General features: G+C 45.3%; 25 protein-coding genes and 1 pseudogene. 17 read left to right on the top strand and 9 right to left on the bottom strand.

What is annotated here, in order from left to right; all coding sequences use genetic code 11:
- The first annotated feature begins 5 nt into the window (after nt 1–5).
- A complete protein-coding gene (locus K7397_RS14485; RefSeq protein WP_420488788.1) occupies nt 6–113 on the top strand; it encodes an IS3 family transposase in 108 nt (35 codons plus the stop codon).
- A 15-nt stretch (nt 114–128) separates the two neighbouring features.
- Nucleotides 129–578 (top strand): hypothetical protein, encoded by a 450-nt coding sequence (locus K7397_RS14490; RefSeq protein WP_223068658.1) that lies wholly within the window; start codon nt 129–131, stop codon nt 576–578.
- A gap of 250 nt (nt 579–828) precedes the next feature.
- On the opposite strand, the gene K7397_RS14495 is transcribed toward K7397_RS14490, so the two are convergent.
- Nucleotides 829–1074, bottom strand: a complete 246-nt coding sequence (locus K7397_RS14495; protein WP_223068659.1) for a DUF4190 domain-containing protein — start codon at nt 1072–1074, stop codon at nt 829–831.
- A 465-nt stretch (nt 1075–1539) separates the two neighbouring features.
- Here K7397_RS14495 and K7397_RS14500 point away from each other — a divergent pair, with 465 nt between their 5' ends.
- The 6 genes and pseudogenes from K7397_RS14500 to K7397_RS14520 all read left to right on the top strand — a co-directional run bounded on the left by K7397_RS14500 (nt 1540) and on the right by K7397_RS14520 (nt 6124).
- On the top strand, nt 1540–2904 hold the full coding sequence (locus tag K7397_RS14500) for an MFS transporter (RefSeq protein ID WP_223068660.1): 1365 nt from the start codon (nt 1540–1542) through the stop codon (nt 2902–2904).
- Between the two features lie 59 nt (nt 2905–2963).
- A complete protein-coding gene (locus tag K7397_RS14505) occupies nt 2964–3395 on the top strand; it encodes an RrF2 family transcriptional regulator (RefSeq protein WP_223068661.1) in 432 nt (143 codons plus the stop codon).
- A gap of 120 nt (nt 3396–3515) precedes the next feature.
- Nucleotides 3516–3647, top strand: a complete 132-nt coding sequence (locus tag K7397_RS21885) for a hypothetical protein (RefSeq protein ID WP_273545630.1) — start codon at nt 3516–3518, stop codon at nt 3645–3647.
- Between the two features lie 35 nt (nt 3648–3682).
- Nucleotides 3683–3826, top strand: a pseudogene (locus K7397_RS14510) (IS1380 family transposase); the annotation flags it as partial.
- Between the two features lie 564 nt (nt 3827–4390).
- Complete coding sequence (locus K7397_RS14515; protein WP_223068662.1) at nt 4391–5053, top strand: type 1 glutamine amidotransferase domain-containing protein; 663 nt, start codon at nt 4391–4393, stop codon at nt 5051–5053.
- A gap of 177 nt (nt 5054–5230) precedes the next feature.
- Nucleotides 5231–6124, top strand: coding sequence for a LysR family transcriptional regulator (locus K7397_RS14520; RefSeq protein ID WP_223068663.1), 894 nt, complete (start codon nt 5231–5233; stop codon nt 6122–6124).
- 65 nt (nt 6125–6189) lie between these two features.
- Here the strand turns inward: K7397_RS14520 and K7397_RS14525 are convergent, their stop codons facing one another.
- Nucleotides 6190–6765 (bottom strand): DNA-3-methyladenine glycosylase I, encoded by a 576-nt coding sequence (locus K7397_RS14525; protein WP_223068664.1) that lies wholly within the window; start codon nt 6763–6765, stop codon nt 6190–6192.
- A 200-nt stretch (nt 6766–6965) separates the two neighbouring features.
- Here K7397_RS14525 and K7397_RS14530 point away from each other — a divergent pair, with 200 nt between their 5' ends.
- From K7397_RS14530 to K7397_RS14555, 6 genes are all read left to right on the top strand, one after another.
- Nucleotides 6966–7526 carry a MarR family winged helix-turn-helix transcriptional regulator gene (locus K7397_RS14530; protein ID WP_223068665.1) on the top strand — a complete coding sequence of 187 codons (561 nt, stop codon included), beginning with the start codon at nt 6966–6968 and terminating at the stop codon, nt 7524–7526.
- A 40-nt stretch (nt 7527–7566) separates the two neighbouring features.
- The gene (locus K7397_RS14535; protein ID WP_223068666.1) at nt 7567–8841 is read left to right on the top strand and encodes an acyl-CoA thioester hydrolase/BAAT C-terminal domain-containing protein; all 1275 of its coding nucleotides are present in this window, start codon (nt 7567–7569) and stop codon (nt 8839–8841) included.
- Between the two features lie 168 nt (nt 8842–9009).
- The gene (locus K7397_RS14540) at nt 9010–9723 is read left to right on the top strand and encodes a response regulator transcription factor (protein ID WP_223068667.1); all 714 of its coding nucleotides are present in this window, start codon (nt 9010–9012) and stop codon (nt 9721–9723) included.
- A complete protein-coding gene (locus K7397_RS14545) occupies nt 9716–10726 on the top strand; it encodes a sensor histidine kinase (RefSeq protein WP_223068668.1) in 1011 nt (336 codons plus the stop codon). Before K7397_RS14540 ends, K7397_RS14545 begins: the two co-directional genes overlap by 8 nt.
- A gap of 112 nt (nt 10727–10838) precedes the next feature.
- Nucleotides 10839–11759: an ABC transporter ATP-binding protein gene (locus tag K7397_RS14550; protein WP_223068669.1), complete on the top strand. Its 921-nt coding sequence runs from the start codon at nt 10839–10841 to the stop codon at nt 11757–11759.
- Nucleotides 11752–12486, top strand: a complete 735-nt coding sequence (locus K7397_RS14555) for an ABC transporter permease (protein WP_223068670.1) — start codon at nt 11752–11754, stop codon at nt 12484–12486. The genes K7397_RS14550 and K7397_RS14555 overlap by 8 nt, the downstream gene beginning before the upstream one ends.
- Before the next feature lie 67 nt (nt 12487–12553).
- On the opposite strand, the gene K7397_RS14560 is transcribed toward K7397_RS14555, so the two are convergent.
- Entirely contained in the window at nt 12554–13423 is an 870-nt protein-coding gene (locus K7397_RS14560) for an HAD family hydrolase (protein ID WP_223068671.1), read from the bottom strand.
- Nucleotides 13424–13443: 20 nt separating this feature from the next.
- The gene (locus tag K7397_RS14565; protein ID WP_223068672.1) at nt 13444–15432 is read right to left on the bottom strand and encodes a hypothetical protein; all 1989 of its coding nucleotides are present in this window, start codon (nt 15430–15432) and stop codon (nt 13444–13446) included.
- 545 nt (nt 15433–15977) lie between these two features.
- Here K7397_RS14565 and K7397_RS14570 point away from each other — a divergent pair.
- Both K7397_RS14570 and K7397_RS14575 read left to right on the top strand, forming a co-directional pair.
- Nucleotides 15978–16397, top strand: a complete 420-nt coding sequence (locus K7397_RS14570) for a hypothetical protein (protein ID WP_223068673.1) — start codon at nt 15978–15980, stop codon at nt 16395–16397.
- Nucleotides 16398–16421: 24 nt separating this feature from the next.
- Nucleotides 16422–16955 (top strand): hypothetical protein, encoded by a 534-nt coding sequence (locus tag K7397_RS14575; RefSeq protein WP_223068674.1) that lies wholly within the window; start codon nt 16422–16424, stop codon nt 16953–16955.
- 106 nt (nt 16956–17061) lie between these two features.
- Here the strand turns inward: K7397_RS14575 and K7397_RS14580 are convergent, their stop codons facing one another.
- From K7397_RS14580 to K7397_RS14590, 3 genes are all read right to left on the bottom strand, one after another.
- Nucleotides 17062–17970 (bottom strand): copper amine oxidase N-terminal domain-containing protein, encoded by a 909-nt coding sequence (locus K7397_RS14580; protein ID WP_223068675.1) that lies wholly within the window; start codon nt 17968–17970, stop codon nt 17062–17064.
- An 85-nt stretch (nt 17971–18055) separates the two neighbouring features.
- The gene (locus K7397_RS14585) at nt 18056–18703 is read right to left on the bottom strand and encodes a response regulator transcription factor (RefSeq protein WP_223068676.1); all 648 of its coding nucleotides are present in this window, start codon (nt 18701–18703) and stop codon (nt 18056–18058) included.
- Between the two features lie 12 nt (nt 18704–18715).
- Nucleotides 18716–19867: a sensor histidine kinase gene (locus tag K7397_RS14590; protein WP_223068677.1), complete on the bottom strand. Its 1152-nt coding sequence runs from the start codon at nt 19865–19867 to the stop codon at nt 18716–18718.
- A gap of 174 nt (nt 19868–20041) precedes the next feature.
- Here K7397_RS14590 and K7397_RS14595 point away from each other — a divergent pair, with 174 nt between their 5' ends.
- On the top strand, nt 20042–20881 hold the full coding sequence (locus K7397_RS14595) for a CPBP family intramembrane glutamic endopeptidase (RefSeq protein ID WP_223068678.1): 840 nt from the start codon (nt 20042–20044) through the stop codon (nt 20879–20881).
- 56 nt (nt 20882–20937) lie between these two features.
- Here K7397_RS14595 and K7397_RS14600 read toward each other — a convergent pair whose 3' ends face one another.
- Both K7397_RS14600 and K7397_RS14605 read right to left on the bottom strand, forming a co-directional pair.
- Nucleotides 20938–24099, bottom strand: coding sequence for an MMPL family transporter (locus tag K7397_RS14600; RefSeq protein ID WP_223068679.1), 3162 nt, complete (start codon nt 24097–24099; stop codon nt 20938–20940).
- A gap of 103 nt (nt 24100–24202) precedes the next feature.
- Nucleotides 24203–24649, bottom strand: a complete 447-nt coding sequence (locus tag K7397_RS14605) for a MarR family winged helix-turn-helix transcriptional regulator (RefSeq protein ID WP_223068680.1) — start codon at nt 24647–24649, stop codon at nt 24203–24205.
- Nucleotides 24650–24777 lie beyond the last annotated feature (128 nt).

The following is a 24777-nucleotide window of genomic DNA, read 5'->3' on the forward strand; positions in this document are numbered from 1 at the left end:
TCGAACTGAGCGACTATGTTCACTGGTTCAATCATCATCGCATTCATGGAACTCTTGGTTATCGAACACCAGTCGAAGCTAGAAGCTTGCCCTCAAAATTGTTGTCCAGTTAAGTGTTGACAATCCACTTGCCATTTGTGAAGGGCGCATTCGAGGCGCACCTCTCCCGTCTCCCTTCCACTCATAATGGACTTGGGAGCATAGAGCAAGGCACTTTAGAGGGGGTGGCCGGAGGGATCAATCACCCCTTCAAATTATTCAAACAAGTGGGCGATCGGTTGAATGCTTTAGGCATGGGCGACCTGGAGTTCAGATATCGTTTGTCCAAAATGGCGGAAGGGCCGTTTCCGTTACTAACTTTGGAAGGATTAGCGGAATTTCCGGACTGGAACCACCGGGCGCCGGCCTTGCCTGAGTGTACCGTTACTTTAACGGATCTGGGACAAAAAGTACTGGCGGGAGAACAGGACTGGTTATCCGTCAAAGGCATCGATGAGTGGTTTGGAGGCTTGCATCTGCAGGGGCAGACTGTTGCGTGGCGCTGGGATGCGTCACGCGGGGCTATGATTCGGGTGTGAGACGAATTTACCGACCAGGATGCCGATCCGGAGGCTATTGAACGAATTAAAACACTCGGCGTTAAGGTGATCATCGCCCAGCAAGAAGACAATTCCTGAATGTAAGCAGCGTTTTTTTCCAGACAACCTATCGACCGGATACATTTAGCGGCAAGACGAAGGCTCTGTTAAACTTTAATGTTGATAATTTGCAAAAATAGTGGAAACCCTTAGTTATCAGGGTTTCCTATTTTTGACTACGGATAGTTAATTAAAAGAATAAGCTAACAATAGCTAAACAATTGAAAATTATGCCTGCCACTGCTAATTTTCTTCCTTTTTGCCTAAGTTTTTTTGTTTCTCTTAAACCCAAAATTCCAAGCAATAGACCTGCTAAACTAAGAACTGCCCCATTTCCTATAATAACTATCCCGAAAATTGATAAAATGCCTATAAGCAATGAACCTACCGCTTTTCCATTAGTACCTTTATTTTCTGGAATTATTTGAGTTTCCAACAAAACTAAACCTCCCTCTTAGGCTAGTGACAGGGTAGCTGCTCTAGACCGCAAAGTATTGTTTTCATCCTCTAATCAATAGATTACACTCAACTTTAGATTAGGGGAAGAGGATTTATGAAACGAAATTGGAATGAAGATGAGCTTAGGAAAATATTTATGCTTCATAATTGATAAATTAGTATAAATGACTTATACTAATTATGTTTATTATTTTTAATGATAGAAATGAGGTTATTTATGCAAGAAGTAGAGGTAAAGTTCAGTGAAGTACGTTACGTTTTAACTTTTGACAAGGAAAGGAGAAGAAAAAGTACTAGTAGTATCTGATGAAGAAAGCCTGACAGCATTTCGCTATATGCTTGAAAATTGTTTGGTAGCTCAAGATTTTAAAACTAACGATATATTAATTCACACGCTCCCAGTAAAAGGAAAGAAAAATAAAGGAATAGGATTATGTCTCACATGAATAAAAACATATTAATTATAATTGCAATGTGTTTAAGTGTCTTCTTGACCTTGCTTGATACAACGGTAATGAATATTGCATTGGCAAGTATCCAAGTAAGTTTGAACACAAATTTAACAGCTTTGAACTGGGCATTAAATGTTTATAGTCTATTATTTGCGGCTTTTGCGATTCCTTTAGGGAAGTTGGCAGGACGTATCGGGCTTAATAAGTCATTTTTGATTGGTATTGTTGTTTTTCTAATAGGTTCACTTGTTTCGGGTGCTGCAGGTAATGTTGCATTTCTAATTGGCGGGCGTCTTATGCAAGCATTCGGTGCAGCGATTGTGCTACCTTTATCAATGACGATTGCTTATTCAACAGTTGCTGTGGAAAATAGAAAACCAATTATTGCAACAGTTGCAATGACTCAGGGTCTAGCGGGAGCGCTTGGTCCCAGTATTGGAGGTGTTTTGACGCAATACTTTTCTTGGCGTTGGGTCTTTTTTGTAAATGCTCCAATCATTTTCCTCATTATTGCTTTATGTTTTTACACACTAGATTTTAAAAATGAAACTGTAAATAATGAAAAAATTGACGTCATCGGATCGCTTCTTTGTATTTCAACGTTGTTTACCTTAACACTTGCCTCAATACAGGGCAATGCTTGGCATTGGACAAGTCTGGCTATAATGAGTTTATTTGCAATTAGTTTCATCTCATTCCTCGCATTTATTTGGTATGAAAATAAAATTGATTACCCAATGATTCCAATGAAGCTCTTTAGTTATCGCCAGTTCAACGGTGCGGCTTTAACTATGGTTTTGAGTACAGTTTTCTTTGTTGGGGTGTTCATTATTTTGCCAACTTATTTTGTTAAAATTCAACATCAAACTGAATTGGCAGCTGCGTTACTTTTGACGATTATTAGCATTGTACTTTCTATTTTTTCACCGATGGCTTCTATGTTGATTTCAAAAATTGGTGCTAGACTAATTATTTTCTTAGGATTTATTTTGATGGGAATTTCTTATAGTCTTTTTGCAACGATAAGTATGACTAGCACGATACAAATTTATGTTGCTTGTGCTTTATTAGGTGCTGGATATGGACTTTTACTTGGGCCAGTTCAAGTTTTAGGGGCGAGTGATTTTAAAGGTGATCTACTGACAGCTTCGCAATCTGTTTTGTTTGTTTTGCGTCAAGTTGGTCTAGTTTTTGCTTTTGCGGTTTTTATCTCAGCTCTTAATAGCAATATTCAAGAAATTGATGTTAAATATACCCAAATTGCAGCTTTCACAAGTATATATAAAGTTGCGCTTTTCTTTGTGTTTTTAACATCAATGGCGAGTCTTCTCTTTAAAAGAAAAAAGATGGATTAAACTTTAACTATTTGGTATAATTAAATTAACTTAATTATACCAAATAGGAGAATTATACCATGTCATATTCAATTGCATTTTCACAAGCTACAGAAATTATTCTGTATATCAGCATAAAGTCAGAGGAAGAACAATCTAAATACTCGTCAATACAGAGTATTTCAGAAAAACTAAATATGCCAATTCCAAGTGTAAAACGACTGGTCGGATTGCTAAAAAACGAAGGCCTAATTACTTCAAAAACGGGCATTTCAGGTGGTTTAATGTTAATGAAAAAAACGCAAGACATTACTTTATTTGACATTTTTAAAGCGATAGAAGGCAGTAAAGCCATGTTTAAGTTTTATCAAGGATTTGATGTCTCTAAATTTGAACACGCTCAACAAGTTGAAAAGCAACTCAATCAGGTTAGTGATTTATTAAATGAAGCTGAACAAGCGATGTTAGAGGTTTTGAAAAAGAAAACTGTATGGGAAATTATGCAGGATTAAATGAAACCTGAATCCGTGAAACGAAATATCGAAAAAGTTAGAAAAGTAGCCTCCGGTGAAGTAAACTGAAGAATAAGAAAGAAATTCCTTCACTTTTTATGTTCACCTTGGAGGTGCCTGATGAATCCAGTCCGTTTTCATTTGGATCAGTCATGGCTAACCGCTCATTCCGGTTTGGCGCTTGTTGGCCTGCTCCTTTCCCATACTCGAATCGCTAAGCGACTCATCCGTTATTCGCTGCCGGGTGCATAGCACCCGACCGTCACTCATCCTGATGTACTCTATACTACTTGGAACTGTTATGCCAGGGTAAAAGTGATTTTGACCAGATCGAGCCGTTTCGGAAGGATCGTTTTTTTGCGAAATCCCTGGGTCTAAAACACGTCCCATCCTCTCCGACTCTGCGGCAGCGCCTGGACCTGGCGGCGGCCTCACGCCTCGTGGAGCATACCAGGCAGACCAAACTTCGCTTTGGGCGGCACAGTCCTTGGTTTCCAACGTTTCGACGGATATACATGACGTTGTCCGGTTAACAAACAACGAACATACATTCGAACTGGGCTTGTTTTAGGGCAAGCTCTGTTTCTTTATCCTACACCGACCTATTTGACGACGATTTGAGTCTATTGTGGTTGCTTCAAGCACATGACAGCGAATGCTATGTGGTCCTTGGGCATTTCACATACAAATCATTCAACAAAATCTGGAAGATGAATGGAAAAGTGCTTGTTCAAGAACATCACCTCCATCATCATTGAATTGATTTATACATAGTTATAGCACTAATTTCAGGCAAAGGTATATAGATTGCTTCTCATGTTCAGACAATTTCAGATTCAATCATAACTATAAATTTATTTATACCAAGTCGGTTATTTTCTAATTTGTATTATAGTTAAACCTGAATTACGATTAGGTAGAAAAGCGGAAGCGTTAAACGCAGCAATTCCCGTTTTCAAATTATTAAATCATGAATAGTTTAGGAGGAGTTCATTATGAGCAAGCATATATTAATGGTCGTGACAACGGCTGACAGTACAAATGAAGGCCACCCGACCGGACTGTGGCTGTCCGAGTTTGCTGAGCCTTACATTGAATTCACGAAGAAAGGGTATGACATCACAATCGCCAGCCCGCTGGGCGGCAAGTCCCCGGTTGACAGCAACAGCTTGCAAGGGGAGGTTCCTGCGGAGATTATGGACACCGTCAAGCATTTGGAGAACACTGTCAAGCTGGATGAAATCGGCGATATTTCCCGTTTTGACGCTATTTTCCTGCCTGGCGGACACGGCACGATGTTTGACCTGCCGGACAACCTGAAGCTGCAATCGCTGATCCGGGAGTTTTACGAAGCGGACAAGATCGTGGCAGCCGTGTGCCATGGCCCTGCCGGGTTAACAAAGGTCACCCTGTCTAGCGGTACTCCGCTGGTAGCAGGCAAGAAGGTAACGTCCTTCACGGATTCCGAAGAGAAAGAAGCGGGTATGGACAGCCACATGCCGTTCCTGCTGGAAACCCGGCTGCGCGAAGCAGGGGCATTGTTTGCAGCCAATCCAAACTGGAGCGATCATATTGAGATCGACGGCCGCCTGATCACGGGTCAAAATCCGCAGTCGACCATCAGTGTCGCGTCTGCCGTAATTAAACAACTGGGCTAAGCTAAGAACGTCTAGAAACATTCAAAAAGTCTGTAAATCGGTTTCTTTGGTTAAGAAGAACCGGTTTATAGGCTTTGTTTGTTATACTTATATAGAAGGATGCGGCAGCAGGTCCGGAGAAATGATGACAGAAGAGCGACAAAGGGAGGATCAACATGGAAAGAGGGATCCTGAAGCATGATCGATTTTGAATGGTACCGCAGCTTTATCAGCGTCTACAAACACGGGTCGGTTTCGGCGGCGGCGAAAGCCCGTTTTCTAACCCAACCGGCTATGAGCCAGCATGTGGCGGCACTGGAGGCCGAGGTCGGAGAGCCGCTGTTTCATCGCGCGCCGAGGCAGATGATTCCTACCGATAAAGGAAAAGAGCTGTATACCGCGATAGCCCCTGTCATTGAGCAGCTGGAAAGCATGACGTTGGAGCTCAAGCATGCTTCTGCTTCGACAACGTCTGCTCCAGTCGTTCGTATAGGCTCCGCTTCAGAATATTTTGGAAATCGCGCACTAGGCAAAATAAAACGGCTGAACGTAAGGCTGTCCGTCCGTTTCGGGGTCGCCCAGGCGTTAATGGACAGTCTGCAGAAGGACGAGGTTGAGCTGATTATAACGTCCCAAAAGCTTCCATATCCCGGCATTGAGTATATGAAAATTGAAGATGAGCAGTTTGTCGTTACAGCTCCTTTTCACTATCCGATAGGTGGAAGTGAAGGCATTGAAGGGGCGGAGCAAACCGAGGCATGGTTAAGCCGGCAAAATTGGCTAAGCTACGGGCTCGAATTGCCCATTATCCGCAGATACTGGAGGGAGCACTTCGGCAGACGTCCCCAGCTTCGGCCCGATCATATCATCCCCGATTTACGAATTATTCTGGACGCCATCGAACAGGGCATGGGGATCAGCATTTTACCTGCTTATTTAATCGAGGAATCCCTCCGGCAGAAAAAAACAAAAGTGCTTTTTCCTCATTTGTCCGTGAAGAACACCATCTACGCCGCCTGCAAAAGAGAGAATAAAGGCAATCCGGTTGTGAAGCGGATCGTAGAGGTGTTAAAAGAAGAGGAGGCTCGATAACCCCGCGGGATTATCGAGCTGCCTTGTTCCTAACGCGTTTCCTATCCATTCCTCTAAACGGAGCTTCAAGACCGGGTTCCCGAATCGCTGCGGCAAAAGCAGTCCAGCGTATGGTCGTTAACGATGCCTGCGGCCTGCATGAACGCATAGCAGATTGTGGAGCCGACAAACTTCATGCCCCGTTTTTTAAGCGCCTTGCTCATCTCGTCCGACAGCGGGGTCGAGGCCGGTACTTCGGAAATATGACTCCAGTGATTCACGATCGGTTTGCCGCCCGTAAAACTCCACAAGTATTCAGCGAAGCTGCCCATCTCCCTGACGATATCCAGATAGACCTGCGCGTTCTGAATGACAGCCCCGATCTTCAGCCGGTTCCGGATAATCCCCTCATTGTTCAGCAGCTCCTCCACCTTGGCCGCATCGTATTTCACAATGACCTCCGGATCGAACTGGTCGAAGGCCTTCCGAAAGTTCTCCCTTTTCTTGAGAATCGTATACCAGCTCAAACCTGCCTGCATGCCTTCCAGCATAAGCAGCTCGAACAGCTTCCGATCGTCGTAAAGCGGTTTTCCCCATTCCTCGTCATGATAGGCGATGTACAGCGGGTCTGTGTTGACCCAGGCGCAGCGGGTTCTATTCAATGTTCATCTTCCTCTCCCAATCGTTCGTTACATTCGCATGCTTTAACTCTAAACGAAACAAGAGGCTGAGGACAAGGCTCAGCCATATCATGGGGTTTCTATGTCAAGCAACATTATAGTCACCATGTTGACAATAATGCAGAAGGTGTTTATTATTAATTTAGTCAACATGGTGACTATAATCAGGAAAGGATCTATTTATGGACTATTCTAAAGCGCTTAGAGAGTTATATGTAATGCAGCAGACTTACGCTACTTTTTTCACCGTTACGAATAAGCTGCAAAGTCAAGGCGATAACTATTTTGAGAAATTAACGTCACGGCAGTACATGATCATGCTGGCCATAGCCCATTTGCCAGAGGATGAAACAACACTGATTAATATTGCAAGAAAGTTAGAAACCAGCAAACAAAGTGCAAAAAAGTTGATAGTCAATCTGGAGAACAAAGGATACCTTGTTACATCGCCAAGCAAACGAGATAAACGTGCTATTAACATTACAATCACAGAATCAGGAAGAAAGGTAATGCTGGAATGTGGTGAGAAAGCCGTACTGCTGATGGCAGATATTTTCAATGATTTCACAACGGAAGAACTGGAAATATTATGGAGTTTATTAAAAAGACTACATGGTACTAACGACGCAGGACAGGTTGGTTTTGAAGAAGATGTAAATTATAAATTTGAAGATCTAGAAGGGTTTCAAGAGGTACAAACTCGAGCTTTGGATCGTTTTATTTCACGAAGAAAGCGTTTATAAATGGTGAAAATTTTTATACGATTATGGAGGTTTTGCGATTATGAAAGTACAAATAACACCAAGAGTAGCGCTTGTTGACGAAAGAATTCATATCTATGTCACAGAGCTGCCGCCAGGAGCAAAGCTGAAAATAACGGCGTCCATGCATTTTCCATGGGCAATCAGTGAAAAGTATGAATCATTCGCTTGGTTTACCGCAGATGCAAACGGTAGTGTTGATTTATCCAAACACAAACCGGATGCTGGAACTTATGACTATATAGATAGCATGGGGCTCATTGCATCTTTTCAAAAGGTTAGCAGTGGGGGAGGGAATATCGCTCTTGATCTTTCAATCGATGAAAGTCTATTTATTGATATCGTATGTGAAAGCGGGCAAGACCGGGAATCTGTAACCCTAGAGCGTATGTTCAAGTTACCTGAAGTGAAGAGACTACAAATTACGGATGAATTTAAGGGAGAGCTGTTTTACGCTGATCACTCTAACAATAAAACGGTTGTAGTATTGGGTGGATCAGACGGTAAACGAAGTGCTCTTTCGCTTCTGTCAGGACCATTGGCATCTAGAGGCTTTAACGTTTTAACCGTTGGATATTTTAATGAAGAAGGATTGCCTGAAAAACTTGAAGAAATTCCGCTTGAATATTTTGAAAAAGTGTTTTCTTGGCTTAAAAAAAATCCATTAACACATGCCAGCGAAATCTATGTACATGGTACATCTAAAGGTGGAGAATTGGCGTTGCTTCTGGCTTCAAGATACAATTTCATTTCTAAAGTAGCCGTATCTGCACCACATGCCTATTGTTTTCAAGCGTTAGATGGCCTTATGAGTGACAGTAATGTTTCATCATGGTCATATGAAGGAAAATCATTGCCGTTTATACCCGTTGATAATGACATTTTTTATGAGCATCAGCGTAGTTGCTTAGAAAAGAATACACCCTTTGGGTTTACGACTACATATCGAAAGAGTGTGGAAATAGCTAAAAATAAAGAAGATGCACGAATAAAAATAGAGAATGCGCATGCCGATCTATTATTGATTGCAGGTCAGGAAGATAATGTGTGGAATACCTATGATGCCTGTGTGGAAGTGATGGATGCTTTGGCCAAACACAATTATCAATATGACTACAATCTTTTAGCATATAAAGACTTAGGTCATACATTACCAATACCGTATGTTGTACCAATCAGTGAAACATTGAATATAAAAATGGGTTCAGGAGTTTTCACTTGCGGCGGGACATTACAAGGAAATTCTTACGGTCAAGCGGATTCTTGGCAGAAAACCATAGCATTTTTTATGAATTAAGATAACAGATGAAAATCAATCTAAAAAAGTCGGTTCCTAAATCAGGAACTCGACTTTTTTTACGTAGGCTGAGGAAATGCTGCCCTACCACTCGTATCAGTAGAATTCGGCCCTATTTTCAGTTATGGTGGTAAAAGGATAATATACACAGACGAAGCAGGTGAGACCATGACGGGCATACGCGTTCTGATAGCCGACGACGATAAGGAAATTCGAAATTTAGTGAAGAAATATTTGGACCTGGAAACCTATGAGGTCGACACGGCTGCGGATGGCGAGGAGGCCCTTCGCTTGTATGAAGCTCATTCCTATCATCTGGTCCTGCTGGATCTGATGATGCCGAAGGTAGATGGAATAGAAGTGTGCAGAAGGCTGCGGGAGAAGAGCAATGTACCGATACTCATGCTGACTGCAAAGGACCAGGAACTGGACAAGTGCCTGGGTCTTGGCATCGGGGCGGATGATTATGTGACGAAGCCCTTCAGCATTCATGAGCTGGTTGCCCGAATCAAGGCACTGATGAGAAGGTATATGGTATTGGGCAGTGACAAAGCCGCACAGCAGGAAGCGCAGATTATCAGGTACAAAGGCATGACTATTGATCCGAAGAAATACATCGTGACCAAAGCGGGGGAAGAAATCTCCTTAACGGCCAAAGAATTTGAGCTGCTTCACTTTTTCGCCTCACATCCGGAGCAGGTGTTTACCAAAACCCAGATTTTCCGCCAGGTGTGGAACAGCGAATACCTGGAGGACGATAATACGGTTATGGTGCATATCCGCAAGCTAAGGATGAAAATAGAGGTTGATCCGTCCAATCCTCGGCTCATTCAGACCGTATGGGGCATCGGGTACCGGTTTATAGGTGAGCAAGATGAATAAGGATAAGAGTATTTATTTGACCTTCCTTCCGTTTGTAGCCGGGGCGGGCCTACTCATAATGGAAGCTGATCAGCCCCCGGGACTCCTTCGAGGGGCTTTGTTTGCCGTGCTGTTGATCAGTACGGGGTTCGTGCTTTACCAGAGAATACGGCTTAGAATGAAGCTGACAGGGATGGCTGCGGAGCTCCAAAGAGCCGTTCACGGCAATCTGAACACCCGAATTTTAACAGGTCATGACCGTTTGCTGGATGAGGTTATTTTCTCCATCAATGAATTGATCGAGCAGATGGAGAAGGTTCAGGTTCAGACCATCCGGTCCGAGGCGGCCCGCAAAAGCCTGCTGTCGAATATTTCTCATGATATCCGGACACCTCTCACCTCTATGATCGGGTATGTCGATGCGCTGAAGGATGATGTAGCAGCAACAGTAGAAGAGAGGCGGGACTATCTGGAGATCATTTCGAGGAAAGCCGGTGGGCTGAAGGAGCTGATTGACGAGATCTTTCTGATGGCCAAGCTGGACGCGGACGAAATCCCGATGAAAGCGGAAAGGCTGGATTTGGCTGAGTCTGTCAGGGAATCGGTAATCGAGTTTTGGCCGGAGATGAGCAAACTTGGAATCGAGCTGTCCGCCCGCATTCCGGATGAGCCCTGCCCCGTTAAGGCGGATCGTCTGAGCCTGCAGCGGATTATGGGCAATATCATCAAGAACGCGTTGTATTACGGCCAAGACGGCAAGGTGCTCGGAATCGATCTGATAGAGAATACGAAGGAGTATCAGCTTCATATCTGGGACCGGGGAGCCGGTATTGCGGAAGGAGATTTGCCCCGCATATTCGAGCGAATGTACCGGACGGACCGATCCCGCAATCTGTTGAGCGGGGGAAGCGGGCTCGGCTTGGCCATTGCCAGGTCCCTGGTGGAAAAGAACGGCGGCAGCATCTGGGCCGAAAGCGTTCCGGGAGAGAAAACGACGGTTGCCTTTTCGATCCCAAAAGCATAAGGCGCCGAACGAATTAAGAAACTGTTAAGAACTGGTTAAGCAGCATTTAAAAGCTGCTGCTTATCATAGTCATTGAGCCGGTGATGAACCGGCTATAGACAGGAGGTGCAACATGGAGGCGGTTATCAGGACGACCCATTTGACCAAGAGATACGGAACTCAGAAAGCTGTAGACAATCTGCAGATGAATGTTTATCAAGGACAAATCTACGGCTTTCTCGGTCAGAACGGCGCGGGCAAGACGACGACCATTCGAATGCTGCTCGGATTAATCCAGCCGACTGAGGGGCAGATTGAGATTTTTGGCGAGAGCCTGCTGAAGAACAAGAAAGAAATTTTGAGGAGAACAGGCTCGATAGTAGAGTTCTCCGGCTTTTACGAGAATCTGACGGCCCGGGAGAATCTGCACATCAATACCAGGCTTAGGGGGATCCACAAGCAGAATGCGGTGGAAGAAGTGCTGGAGATTGTAGGGCTGCAGGATGAAACCAAAAAGACGGTCGGCAAGTATTCCTTAGGCATGAAGCAAAGGCTGGGGATTGCCAGAGCCATTCTCCATCATCCTGAGCTCCTGATTCTGGATGAGCCTACGAACGGCCTCGATCCAATTGGCATCAAAGAGATTCGGAGGCTGATCAAAGCTTTGGCGGAGGAGCGAAAGATCACGATTCTGGTCTCCAGCCACATTCTGTCCGAGATCGAGCAGCTGGCTGATCACATCGGAGTCATCCATCAAGGCAAGCTGCTGGAGGAGATCTCCTTCGAGGAGCTTCACCGAAGAAACCGGAAGTATCTGGAGTTTCAGGTGTCGAACGATAATAAGGCGACTATGCTGCTGGAGAAGGACTGGGGAATCTATGATTACGAGGTTCATGACGGCGGCCATATCCGTGTCTATTCCCATTTCGGGGAGCAGGCCAAGCTAAACAGATTTTTTGTAGAGCGCGGTCTTGAGGTGTCCAAGATAAGAATGAGTGAAGACCGGCTGGAGGATTACTTCGTGAAACGGATAGGCGGTGGGACCATTGGTTAGTTTGCTGGCAACCGAACTGCTTAAGCTGAAGCGCGCCAAGATGTTTCTGGTCAGTGTAGTGGGTGCGGCAGCGGCTCCGATTATGGTGTTCATCGGTTATCTGGATATGAAGTCCAGGATGCCGGACGAGCCCGCGACCTTTGCGAAGGCGTTCGGAGAGACCAACCTGTACGTGCTTTTGCTTATAGGATCCCTGCTTTATGGAGTGATAACAGCCTATCTGTTTAACCGCGAGTATGCGGAAGATACCTTAAAGAACCTGTTAACCATTCCGGTGTCAAGAATAAGCCTGATTGTCAGCAAAATGGTTCTGCTATACCTATGGATCATGGTTTTAACGATGTTCGCCTGGGGGCTCATTCTGCTGCTCGGTCTGATCGTGGGATATGAAGGGTTGAGCGCGGACGTATTGCTGGAATCGCTTACAGAATTTTGCATTGGGGGCAGCCTTCTGTTCCTCCTGTCGACCCCGACCATCTTTATCACGCTGCTGTTTAAAAATTACGTGCCCACCATTATCTTTTCAGCAGTAGTCGTGATGGGCAATGTGGCGCTAGCGAACCGAGAATACAAAGCGCTCTTTCCTTGGTCGGCGGTACACGTCATAGCGGAGCATGCTTTTGTGCCCGAATATCCGCCGTTTTATTCCTACATCGCCATTGCGGCTACCTCCATTGCCGGAATGGTAGCAACGATCGTTTATTTCACAAGAGTGGACATTCACTAATTCGTTTTTCTGTGATTTTAAAAAGGGGAGGCGAGGCTTCCGTAACGCCTGCATCCTCCCTTTTAACTTATAGCCGTTGAAAAACAAGTTCTTTTAGTAATTTCATATTTGCATGGATTCCTGTTTCATTGAATGCAAGCTTCGTCGAAATTTGTGCAGAACTTTCCTTGTAATAGGAATCTGTAGCAAACCCTAAGGGATGATTGGTAAACAAGTATCCTCCTTCGTTAGAATCCGCCTGATCATCAGAAGTCGCAATTTCCTCCGGCAAAATCCCATAAATATTCGCCACCTCCTGGATCGCACGCACCTTATTTACTTTCTTGTGTAACACATCAATCGTTCGATGTGCTCCATCAATCACAATATACTCCTTACTCAGACCAAGGATTTCCAGCACTGAATTCATATCCTGAATATATTGGATGATCAAGCTGAGATCACGAAGATGCGGTTTGATCCATAATGAAATACCCGTACGCTTATCTTCAATAAAGTCTACCCAGGGATACCGTTCGTCATCTAAATACTTAATCAAAGCGGATTTATGTTTGCCAAAAGTATCAATAAACCCGTAATCAGTCAATTTTTTAGAGCCTATATTCACACCATAACCAGCATATTCGGGAAAAATAATGACCTTTTCAAGCTGATTAGCGTCAATCAATGGTAAAATAACATCTACAACGCTGATAATATCTTTTCCGGTTGGCACAAGTGCTTTTTCTGGACGGCCGCTAACAAAACCGATTCCGACCCCCTTTACATTTAACAAATTTGCAATTTCATGCGTAATATATTCAGGCACTTGATTCTGCCCATCCGTAATATTGTGGTCTATATCAAATAGCATAAAACGTACTGCTTTCTTCTTGGCCTTTTCATATCTCGCAAGATGCTCTTCTTTTAAATGAATCGTATCCATTTCATTTCCCATTGATTAACCTCCAAATCAGGTTATAAATACAAGTTTGCAATCGGAGATAACTTCATCCCCAGATTTTCCAAAATTGTTTCATTGCTTGATCTGTCAAAAGGGGACTTCCAGTAAATTGGATATTTATGAACAAGTTCAGATATGACATTATTTAATGTTGAGTTTGGATGGTTTTGAAAGTAGGTAATGATCATCTCCCATGCATAATTAAAAAATCGTGTTCCAAGCATAAATATTTCCAGTGCTTTTTTATTGCCTTCAGGTCCTTGTAGAAGAAAAGGAATATCTGAAATCATACAGGACCCCAGGGTAAACATAAATCTGATCTTCCATATTTCTTCATCTTCCAGTTCCAAAAATTTCTTCTCTTGTATCACGTAGTTCAGCATTGCTGCTTGTAAATGATAGTATTGTTTAGCCGCAGAATCAGTAAATTCTTGTTTATCATAATCATACTGGGGTATGACAATCGAAAATTCAGGAATCGAGCTTACTTTGTCATCAATGACGATATTAACCATATTTGCTCTTACTTGATCATAATATCCAAAAAAGTGATAGGCGATCTTAGCTACATCATACATATAGTCTTGGCCTTTTAATTCTCCAGTCTTATGATCAATCCAGCCTCTGGGGTCAATATACTTGACCGGCAGGTTACCGTAGTTTTTATAACAACTTTTAAAAGATGCAGGGTCTACTAAAATATTTCCGATATTCAAATCCCCATGTAAAGTGCATAGATAGGGAGGATGAAGCAAATGCGTAAGCTGATTGATTTGTTCAAAGCATTCAAGAAGCTGCAATGGGCCGAGTAGTTGATCTCCATCCAAGATCAAGTACGGTGCATGAATGAAACTTTCAAAAGAAGGGTCTATGCTTTGAGTCTCAAGTAATCGATCCCTAATCTTGTTCTTATGAAATCGCTCAAAAAAATCATCAGGCGCAGGTTCAACCTCATGGATATAAAAGAGATTTTTATTCTGGTAGACAATATCAATCAGAAAATTTAATATTTCCACGGTATTATAATGGTAGTTGCTAAACCTGTTAAACCCATTGTTCATTAAATAACTTGTTACGGAAGGCCAAGGATAATAAATTTGTTCCATCCAGCATTCTTCTTTGTCATCATTGATTTCGTAGTTTAATATTTCGGGATAGAGTTCTTTGATTTTGGGTGACAATTTTTTAATCCATAATATTTCATCACGTAATTTAGAAAATCCTTTTCCCTTTGCAGATTTATAAACGGCATGCTGATTATTGGCTATTTCTATAGTTAAAGCTGTGTTTGCATAAGAGCCTCCGGCGAGTAACTTAACATTAGCTAGCCCCTTATGATGAAATGTGGAATTATAGATACTATAGCTTTTAACTCGATCATTCTGCTCACTGCTTAATGGAATGCTGCAATTGATGGTCCAGCTTCTATCCTGGTTTTGTTGATATTGCATGTTGAATGATGCCTTATAATTCTCTCCGCTTCCTATAATGGCATTGAAACACGCATGAATATCAATGAAAGACGAGCTTAAGCATGAGATCACAATGTGCCTGTCATAAGCTTTTATAAAAATGATTTTCGTATCACAATATTTCATTAGTGAATATAGGTAAGATGAAATAATAAATTCATTGTAATGATATGAATCCACATCCATATCTGGTAACGCAAGCTCATCTAATATGGATTTAACCTCATGCAAAAAAATAATCGGCTTTGAGTTATAAAACACTGAGGACTGAATATCAAATGGGATGGGGTCAGATGTATTGATAACAACCTGAGTTCCCTCTTTTTTTAATGATAACAGCAAACTAGATAATAAATCCCAGTCCCCTTGATTAAAAGCCTTCCAAACTTTCAAACTCCATTCATTGATCCTTTTGTAGCTATTTTTGAAATCTGGCGGTGCCGGGTCAAGATCTTTAACTGCCACATCAGGAATGAAATGATTAGGGATTTGCGATAAATTTGATTCAAAGTCAGATTCGGGATAATTCATATTTTCGCCTCCACTCTATATCCATATATTAGATGATTACCACATTAACTGGAATATGAATCACCAATTAATTAAAAAAGGGTTAAAGCGGAAGAATATAATATTGAAGGAAGGCTAAAATTCTTTATCGGGACGTTGTTTGTTCCCCAACTGAAGTTCAGCCCCGGGAGAATCCACTTTGTCTGGTAGATTTATTTAACATGAGTAGACCTCTCTGAAGTAACTTTTTGTATAGAAGTAAGAGCTGAAGAACACCGAAGAGTATTAAAACCAATAGTAGATATTTTCTTCTAGTAATAATACACTTCATCATTTTAACTCAAAATTAGGGTATTTCAAAAAATTCAATTCGTTCGTATCGTCTCTTCAGGCCTTAAATTACCATGATTCAGCGATTTAGCTTGCTTGTGTAGTTGTACACCCTAGAGTGAAGGTGTTGGTTCTTTAAGAATATGTAATTATAACCAAATAGCTATTGAAATTTCTATTATATAGGAATATTATTACATTATATTACATATTGTTAATTTCGAGAAGGAATATGCATGAAGGCCACAAAAAATTTCAAAACTAAGTTTTTTGGTATTCTATCTTTAGCAATTTTCTGTACGTTGACTTCAGTATCATCGGTATCAGCAGGATCGGGAGCGTCCGCAAATGCTCAAATGTATCAGCGAGATGGGGTATCATACTTAGAGGGAGGAGTTATTGTCTTCGGTGGTTATGATTTCGTTCCTAGAATTAGTGCATATTATGAGTTATACAGAGACGGTACCTACCTTGGATCGAAGAATGCAGTTAGTGACAATTATTATCTTTCCAGTTCTGCTACAGCTCTTCTTACTGATGGTGTTCATACTCAATCAGGTAATTATACAATGTCATGGTCTGGACGAGTAGAAGACTACTACCTATTTGGTGGAGATTGGACCGACGCAGGAACTGTAAGTTATTATAAACAATAACTATTTTATGAAAGGGTGTTAATGATGAAAAAAATGAATAAAAAAATTACAGTCCTTGCATTAGCCACTTTCATTTTGATAACTGGGACAAGCGCATATGCCAGTGGTGCTGTTTCTTTTCTTTCTCCAAAAAATATAAATTCTGAAAACCAAGCTCAGGTGAAAAAAGTTGAAGAACGTTTAACTCAATCATGGACTAGAGGAAGGGAAATCATACTAAAAAATGAAGGGGCCAAAGCATTTGCAAACAGTAGTGATAACAACAAAGACCAAGATTTGTTAAATTGGACGCTTTTAGATATTACTAAGCTACATGATGAGTTGTTATCGTCTTTCTCTAAACAAGAACAGTCTTCTTTTCTTGAAGCTTTTTATGGTGAGGACAGAAAAGAGAATCTTGAAGTAGGTGATTACATGCCAGCCTTACTTATAAGTCCAGATAAGAAACGAGCTTTGGTGTATTGGGAAAAAGCTAATGGTTCTTACGTTGTCCTTGAGATGAAAACCAAAAGCGATGATTCCAATTATTGGTATGTAAATGGAGTTAAAATTCTCTAAATGGCATGAATTTTGGTGGTTATTTACCCGTTTAAATAGCTTTTCAATGAGACAGGTTGGGGCTAGCAACCTGTCTCATTCTTTATTATTCCTCTCGTCAAAAGCTCTATTCCGCCGCTTCTTCGTACACGACGACGCTCTTGCTGTCCGCTTCGAATTTCACGGTGGCGCCAAGCGCTTCGGATATGAAGCGAACCGGCACCAGAGTCGTGCCGTTTTCGGCGGAGGCTGCTGTCTGCAGCAGCACCGCTTTGTTATTCACGAATGCTTTCTTGCTGTTCAGGTACAGCTTGACGGTTACGCCGTCCCTTGTTACGGTGATGGATTGATCGGCCGCGTTGTAGGTAACCTGGGCATCAAGCGCCTCGGCTACGGAACGGAATGCCACGAGAGTGCTTCCCTGGCGAAAAACAGGATCAGCGTTCTCGTACTCTTCGCCGTTGACAAAGAGCGCAGATCCCGTCTTGAAGCCGGCTTTCTTCGACAGCTCGTTCAGCTTCTTGTAGCTTTTCAGGTCGGTCACATCCGCCAGAATGACTTCCTGCTGCACATAAACCGCATCCGTCACGCTGCCTGCTTCGGCCAGCAAATCGGCGGCGGACTGGAGCGCTTCTTTCGAGCTTTGAATTTGCTCAAGCTCGGCTTTGATCTCCGGCGTTAATTGCGCATCATATTTCGTAAGCAGCAGGTCGGCAAGCACCGCGCCCGCCGGCTTGTCCTTGACATTTTCCAGGGCAACCAGCAGCCCGTTGTATCCGTGCCTTTTATAAGTTGCTGTAGTTACGGTTTCGGTCTCCGTCTCTTTCGCAGCTTTGGCGGTTTTCGTGTCGGCAGCCTTCTTGTCCGGCTTGTCCTCCGTTTGCTTCGCTTTCTGCTCCTGCTTGGCGGGCGCTTTATTCTCTTTCGCCTCAGCTTGTTCGGCTTTCAAAGCCTTGTCCGATTTGGCTGCAGCGGTTCCCGCCGTCATTCCGACAACCATGATGCATGCAAGAATGACTGTCCATGCTTTTTTCATAGTGGTTCCTCCTTTGACGTAGTGTGGCTTTAAGGCACTACAGTATATATCGGAGGAATTCTGTTTTTTATAAGCATTGATCTTGTTATTTATTTTGCAGATAAACGACCAGTTCGGTCCGGCTGTTCAGTTCCAGCTTGTCCAGGATATGGGACACATAATTTTTAACCGTGCCTTCCGTCAGGTACAAGTCGCTGCTGATCGCCTTATTGGTTTTGCCCTCCATAATCAGCTTGGCTACCTCGATTTCCCTCGGGGTTAAAAAGTCCGCAAGCTTTTGTTCCACCGTCTGTTCCTCGGCCGTGGCCGTGTTCACGGCATGAAGCGCCTGAACGACTCTGGAGCTGACCTGAGGGTTCAGGAGCAAGTTGCCGTCGCACGCCGCTTTGATGGATTTGATGATTTCCTTTGAACTGGAGTCTTTCAAAATATAGCCGGAGGCGCCGTACTTCAGGCCGCCAAAAATATATTCGTCCTCATCGAAGGTGGTCAGGATGATCACGTTCACCCCCGGATATCTTTCCTTCACCGCCTTTGTCGCTTCAATGCCGTCCATGACCGGCATTCGGATGTCCATCAGGACACAATCGGGCTGCCGGCTTTCCAGCAGTCGCAGCAGTTGTTCCCCGTTCTCGGCTTCCCCGATCACATGGATCTCCTCATACAGGCTTAATATCATTTTCAGGCCGTCTCTTACGATTTCCTGGTCATCGACAATCATAATATCAGTCATCGAAATCCTCCGTTACTCTACATAGGGAAGCTCGGCAGATACTCTGAACCCGCCGCTTGGCGGAGAATCAAACCGGACAGCTCCTTTTAACAGCGCAATTCTCTCTTCCATACCTAAAATGCCGTGGGATTTCACGATATCACTGCAGCCGCTGCCGTCATTGTCCACCATGACTCGAATCGCGTTCCCATCTTTGGCCACGGTGATGTTGAACCGCTTTGCTTTTCCGTGCTTGACCCCATTGGTCACCGCTTCCTGCACCGTCCTGTAAATGCCGTTTTTGATGTCCGGAATAGCCTGCTCCACCCTATGATCGAAATCAAGCCGGATTTCAAGTCCTCCATCCATATGCATATGTTGCGCAATTTCGTTCAGCGCTTCCTGCAGCTGCATGCTGTTCTTTTGGGCGTCTTCCTTAAGAACCGACACGGCCTGACGAAGAGCAGCCATGGAATCCTTCGAGAAGCTTACCGCTTTGCCCAGCGCTTCCCGCGACTTTGCAGGGCTTGAATCCAGCACATGCTCGGCATATTCCAGATGCATGCGAACGGCCACAAGCGCGTGCCCGATCGAATCGTGAAGCTCCTGCGCTATTCTTGTTCTTTCCCGCACAATGGTCATCTCTTTAATATCCTGGGAATGAGCCAGAAGCTTGGCGTTGGCCTCCATCAGCTGTGCGTTTAGCCATTCGCCTTTTTCTTTCTCCAGATGGTTTTGACGGAAGAAGTAAATCACATTCACGATGGCCAGATAAGGGAGTACCGAATCCTGGATGCTGCTCTTCATGGCAATGATCACAGTGAAGAGGTATAGCAGCGCATGAAAGCTGAGCAGGCCGATCTGAACGGACCCGCTCCTTACAAAAATTTCGAACAGCGGAAACACATAAAAAATGCTCGCCGCAAAGCTTTCCAGCCGGTACATATACCAATCTATGCCCACTATACTGACGATGATCGATAATAGATAGAGCGGGCGACGGGTCCCTATCACTTGCCAGGTATGCCGTACGTAATCATTGAGCTGCAGGAGCACAATACCGGCAGCCATGAAGGCTTTCATCCCGCCCGAAAGGTCGTGCTGCATCAGGATTTGTCCTTCAATAATGATGATAACGCAGGCTCTCAATATCCATATCAAGCCGAACTTTTTTTGGGTTTTCAACTCTATTTCTCCTAAAGGCTAGCTGCAATTCTACCCAACATTATACTTCCCATTCCGGCAGGAAGACAGATGACGAAAGTAATGCCCCTCAGGATGACTAAAGTTTCTTTCCGCCGCATTCAAAAATCCATACAATGAGGGCTATCAAATACGAAACAGGAGAGTTTGCTGAAAATGAAGAAAAGTTTCTTTGACAAAAATAACCCGTTCCTCTATGCCGCCTCGGTGCTCCTGGTCACTTGGCTGATCACCGGCATGTTGTTCATCAAACCGGGCGTGGGCACTACTTATTTTGCAGTCGTCATGTTTGTTCCTGCCATTACTGCCATAGTATTCAATAAAATCCGGCATAACGGCCAGACAGGCTTTAGAAGCAGAATGAATGCCAAAGCCCTTATGTTCGGCATCCTGTACCCGCTCGTGTTTATTGTATGCTGTGCTTTATTTTCGCTCGCCGTTGGCCGCGCAAGTGTCAACACCGGCTATGAATTTGACCTTAAAGCGATCATCACGCTGGTCATCACGATTGCGGTTAACCTGTTTAACGTACTCGGGGAAGAGTATGGATGGCGGGGATATCTACTTCCTGAATTGACCGAACGGTTCGGGAAGCTTAAGGCCACGGCTGTGCTGGGCGTCATTTGGGCGGCGTACCATGCACCGGCAGTCTACCTGCTGGCGAAGGCGACCGGAATCGGCCATCCGGTATTGCTTTGCCTGATTCAGGCCTGTGCTGTATTTACCATCACCTTTCCTTTCTCCTATTGTTATTACTTGTCGGGAAATATCATCCCCGTGCTGTTTCTCCATTCCGTATGGAATGTGGTCAATACAACGGTGCTGGGCGATATTTACACGAATAAACAGGGGATTATCGAAGGAAATCTGGTGCTCATTAACGGGGAAGGCGTGCTCGGCCTGATCTTTGGTCTGCTCATGATGCTGGTGTTTATCCGGCAGTTCAGGAAGCAAAGCCCGGTTACAAGTCATCAGTCTTTAATGATGAGACGCTAAAATAAAGAAAAATGCCCCGGGGTTTCCACACCTCGGGGCATTTGAAGCGCGGCTTATTAGCCGCTGATGGATCGGTCCTGCGGTTCCGAACGGTTCACCGTGACAAACGGCCACCAATTGGCTTTGCCGAAGGTCCGCACCATAACCGGTATAAAGAACGGCAGGAACAGCAGCGCATATAACGCCAATCCGCTGAGCACCACCGTAGCGATTTGCATCATCGACAGCACGCCGGATGGATACATCGCCGCGAACGTGCCGCTTAGAATGATAGCGGCGGACAGAATGACGCTGCCCATATTTTTCATCGCATACAGCAGTGCATCCCGGACATCCCAGTCTTTGTGTTCATTGAAGCGGTCCATCAGGAAGATGCTGTAGTCCACGCCCAGAGCAATCAGCATCACGAAGCCGAAGAACGGAGTCACCCAGGTGATGCCGGAGTAGCTCAGCAAGTCCACAAACACCACTTCCGTCACACCCATGGCCGAGAAATAGGCCAGCAGGAGCGACAAAATCAGGTAGAGCGGCATGATGATGGAGCGCAGCAGCAGTACGAGAATAATGAACGTGCCTGCCAGCATGAACGTAACGGTTTTCGTATAGTCTCTGTTCGAAATGTTTTGCAGGTCGTTATAGCTGCTTGAAACCCCGCTGATCGCAATATTCGCCTGTTCCAGCTCGGTTCCCTGTACGGCCCGCTTAATCGCATCTTCGATATCGCCCACATGGTTGATCGCCTTGATGCCGTATGGATTATCCGAGAAGACCACATCCAGGGTCATCACTTTGCGGTCTTTGGACAAGTAGGTGTCGAACACCTGCTGGAAGTCCTTGTTGTTCAGCGCTTCCTGCGGCACGTAAAAGCCGGCGAGTTCGCTGTTCGAACTGGACTGCAGCTGGTTCAGATAATCCTGGGCAGACCCAAGTCCGTCTGATACCTTATTAATACCGTCCACACTTTGATCAAGTCCATCGGTCAGTTGTGTAATTTGTCCGGACAATTGCTCGAAGCCCTGTTGAATCTGCTCCTGTCCGCCCGCCAACTGCCCGAGGCCCTCCTCGATGGACGGAATCTTCGCCACAGCCTGCCCTTGGCCGGAAGCGGCCTTCTTCAGCCCTTGCTCCAGGCTAGTAATCCCGCTCTCCAGCTTTTGGAGGCCGCTCGCCAGCTGCTTTTGTCCTGCGGCCGCCTGGGCGTAGCCTGCATTGGCCTGCTGCATCCCGGCTGCCGCCTGGCTTACCTGGGCCTCCATCTGCTTCAGGCCTTCCGCCAGCTGCGTCATGCCCTTGCCGGTTTCGGATACGGTTCCTTTAATCGTCAGGTAATCGCGATCCTGCTGCAGCGCCGGATATTTCCCTTCCAGATTCGTGAAAGAACTGCCAAGGCCCGTCAGCCCGCCCGAAGCGGCGCCGAGCTGCTGCTGAACCTGTTCAAGGCTTGGCGGGAGTGCGTTCAAACCGTTGCCAATTTCCTGGTAGGCGGCAAGCAACTGGCTGCTCGCATCCGCAAGCTTGCCCGCGCTGTCTTTAGCCTGCTGCAGCCCTTTTCTGAGGTCGCCCGCACCGGAAGCGCCGCTTTGGATTCCCTGCTCAATTTGCTTGAGGCCGCCTGCGAGCCGGGAGACGCCATCCTTTAGTTGATGGGTGCCATCCGTTAATTTCCCGGCGCTGTCAGCGGCTTCCTTCAGCTTCGATTGATTGGTGCTGAGCTTGTTGCTCGCATCCGACAAACCGCTTGAAATTTTGTCCAGCCCTTCATTGCCTTGGGTGATTCCTTCCGAGAGCGTCCCGGCCTGCTGCGGCACCTCAAAATCCTTGATCGTGGCGCCTGTCGGGCGCGTCAGACTGCGGACGCTGGCCACTCCGTCAACCTGGGCCACCTCCCGGCTGATTTTTTCGGTCAGGGCCATATAGGCCGTGTTGTCCATCTTTTCGTCATTTTTAATGACGATTTTGCCCGGGAGCGATTCGCCCGGACCAAAATTGTCCGAGATCAGGTTAAACGCCTTGACGGAATCATAGCTGTCCCCAATCTCATCCAGACTGTTGAAGGACAAGTCGCCGTCATAAGTCGCAAGGAACGGAACGGAGATAACGGCTACGATGATCAGCGCCAGCAGCGGGCGTTTCAGGGAGAAGGAGCCGAACGCGCTCCAGGTTTTGCTCTCCTTGTGCTGCAGCGAACCCTTGACCGGCCAGAACATTCTCTTGCCAAGCACAGCCATGAAGAAAGGCACGATGGTGAACAGCGCAGCCACCATCACCGCGATGCCGACCGCTACCGCTACAGCCGAACGATACAGCGTGAATTGCGAAAATCCGATGGCCACAAATCCGACGAGGACGGCCAGGGAGGAGAAGAAGACCGTTTTGCCCGCCGTACGATACGTTTGGATAATAGCTTCCCATTTGTCTTCGGTATGGCTGAGCTCCTCTTTAAAGCGGCTGATGAGCAAAATACAGTAGTCCGTGCCGATCCCGAACATGACCGCTACCATAAAGGTCTGCGTAAAGGTCGAAATCGGAAAATCTACGCGATCCACCAGAAAGGCTACGATTTGCTGCGACACGATATAGCTGATGCCCACCGTAAGCAGCGGTACGAACGGGGCCACGAAGGAGCGGAACACGATAAACAGAATGACCAATATAAAAACAACCGTAATCATTTCGGTTTTCTTAAGTCCCGCCTCCGAGCTGGCGACGGTATCCTCTTCGATCAACTGCTGGCCGGTCAAATAGTGCTGGACGCTCGTACCGTCCAGGGCCTGCATCAGGTCTTCCTTCATCTGATGGACGGAACGGTCGCCTTGGAGAGCGGTCAGTGCAGCAAGAATCGTTTTGCCGTTCTTGGAGATCATCTTGTCTTCCAGCTCGGGGCGGGAGAAGGGATCCAGGACGGATTCGACCCCCAGCGATTCCTTGCTGTCGTTCAGCTTCCCTATTGCCTGCCGCACTTCCTGCTTGTCGGCATCCGTCAAGCCCGTATCCTTGTAAAAGACAAGGGCAACAGCGGTGCCCTCTTTCTTGCCCTCGGTTTTGGCTACTTCATCCATAATGGCAGTCGCCTCGGTCGACGAGTACCCGTCCGGTACCGAGATCTGCCCTTTCTCTCTGATCAGATCGCTCATGGCCGGGGCTGTCATGATCAGCACGGCTGCCAATACAATCCATAGAGCCATAATGGCCCATCTTGCCTTCAGTATGGTTCTCATTCTCTCTTCTCTCCTCCTGCGATGCAGAATGAACTGGAGCTTGAGCTAGATTATCGGCAAAAAACTCAGGTGTACGGGGCGCTCTCCAGTTTCATTCACCAATTCATTCGATATCCTGCATTAATTGGGCCAGCTTTTCAAAGGATGTCAGGAACTGCTGGATTTCAGCCTCATCAAAATGGCTCAAATACGGTTCCAGGATCCGCTCGATCTGTTCATCCGCAACCTGAAACACCTTTCTGCCCTCCGGCGTTATCGACAGGTAAATGACCCTCCGGTCCTTCTCGTCCCCGGTTCTTTCCATCAATCCCCGCTGCACGAGCCTGTTGATTAATGACGTGATCGTGCTCTTCCCGACGCAAAAAACATCGGCGAGTTCAGTCGGGGTGCATTTGCCCCGTCTCCCGACGATCTGCAGCGCCGTATACTGCTCGACGGTCAAATCATCTTTAAGATGCTCTCTGAGTCCGGTTGAGAAACGCTTGTTCACGATAAATGAAGCGTTCAGATACCGGTCAATGAGCTCCTTGACGTTCCGCTGCTCAGCCAATTTCGGAAACACCTTCCTTTTCTTTTTTATAATTCGAACATCGAACTATTTCATTGTAGAACTATAGCAAATGCAAATGATGATGTCAAACGCCCATGTTTTTTTACAATTTCGGCAGGCATCAGCCT

It is taken from the genome of Paenibacillus caui (genome assembly GCF_019904135.1).
Taxonomy (GTDB): Bacteria; Bacillota; Bacilli; order Paenibacillales; family Paenibacillaceae; genus Fontibacillus; species Fontibacillus caui.

Bases quoted from the DNA above. Each gene is read 5' to 3' on its own strand.
- K7397_RS14565 (WP_223068672.1), bottom strand. From the start codon at position 15,432: ATGAATTATCCCGAATCTGACTTTGAATCAAATTTATCGCAAATCCCT.
- K7397_RS14595 (WP_223068678.1), top strand. From the start codon at position 20,042: ATGAAGAAAAGTTTCTTTGACAAAAATAACCCGTTCCTCTATGCCGCC.
- K7397_RS14585 (WP_223068676.1), bottom strand. From the start codon at position 18,703: ATGACTGATATTATGATTGTCGATGACCAGGAAATCGTAAGAGACGGC.
- K7397_RS14570 (WP_223068673.1), top strand. From the start codon at position 15,978: ATGAAGGCCACAAAAAATTTCAAAACTAAGTTTTTTGGTATTCTATCT.
- K7397_RS14545 (WP_223068668.1), top strand. From the start codon at position 9,716: ATGAATAAGGATAAGAGTATTTATTTGACCTTCCTTCCGTTTGTAGCC.
- K7397_RS14540 (WP_223068667.1), top strand. From the start codon at position 9,010: ATGACGGGCATACGCGTTCTGATAGCCGACGACGATAAGGAAATTCGA.
- K7397_RS21885 (WP_273545630.1), top strand. From the start codon at position 3,516: ATGAATCCAGTCCGTTTTCATTTGGATCAGTCATGGCTAACCGCTCAT.
- K7397_RS14535 (WP_223068666.1), top strand. From the start codon at position 7,567: ATGAAAGTACAAATAACACCAAGAGTAGCGCTTGTTGACGAAAGAATT.
- K7397_RS14560 (WP_223068671.1), bottom strand. From the start codon at position 13,423: ATGGGAAATGAAATGGATACGATTCATTTAAAAGAAGAGCATCTTGCG.
- K7397_RS14600 (WP_223068679.1), bottom strand. From the start codon at position 24,099: ATGAGAACCATACTGAAGGCAAGATGGGCCATTATGGCTCTATGGATT.
- K7397_RS14520 (WP_223068663.1), top strand. From the start codon at position 5,231: ATGATCGATTTTGAATGGTACCGCAGCTTTATCAGCGTCTACAAACAC.
- K7397_RS14550 (WP_223068669.1), top strand. From the start codon at position 10,839: ATGGAGGCGGTTATCAGGACGACCCATTTGACCAAGAGATACGGAACT.
- K7397_RS14575 (WP_223068674.1), top strand. From the start codon at position 16,422: ATGAAAAAAATGAATAAAAAAATTACAGTCCTTGCATTAGCCACTTTC.
- K7397_RS14580 (WP_223068675.1), bottom strand. From the start codon at position 17,970: ATGAAAAAAGCATGGACAGTCATTCTTGCATGCATCATGGTTGTCGGA.
- K7397_RS14500 (WP_223068660.1), top strand. From the start codon at position 1,540: ATGAATAAAAACATATTAATTATAATTGCAATGTGTTTAAGTGTCTTC.
- K7397_RS14505 (WP_223068661.1), top strand. From the start codon at position 2,964: ATGTCATATTCAATTGCATTTTCACAAGCTACAGAAATTATTCTGTAT.
- K7397_RS14530 (WP_223068665.1), top strand. From the start codon at position 6,966: ATGGACTATTCTAAAGCGCTTAGAGAGTTATATGTAATGCAGCAGACT.
- K7397_RS14515 (WP_223068662.1), top strand. From the start codon at position 4,391: ATGAGCAAGCATATATTAATGGTCGTGACAACGGCTGACAGTACAAAT.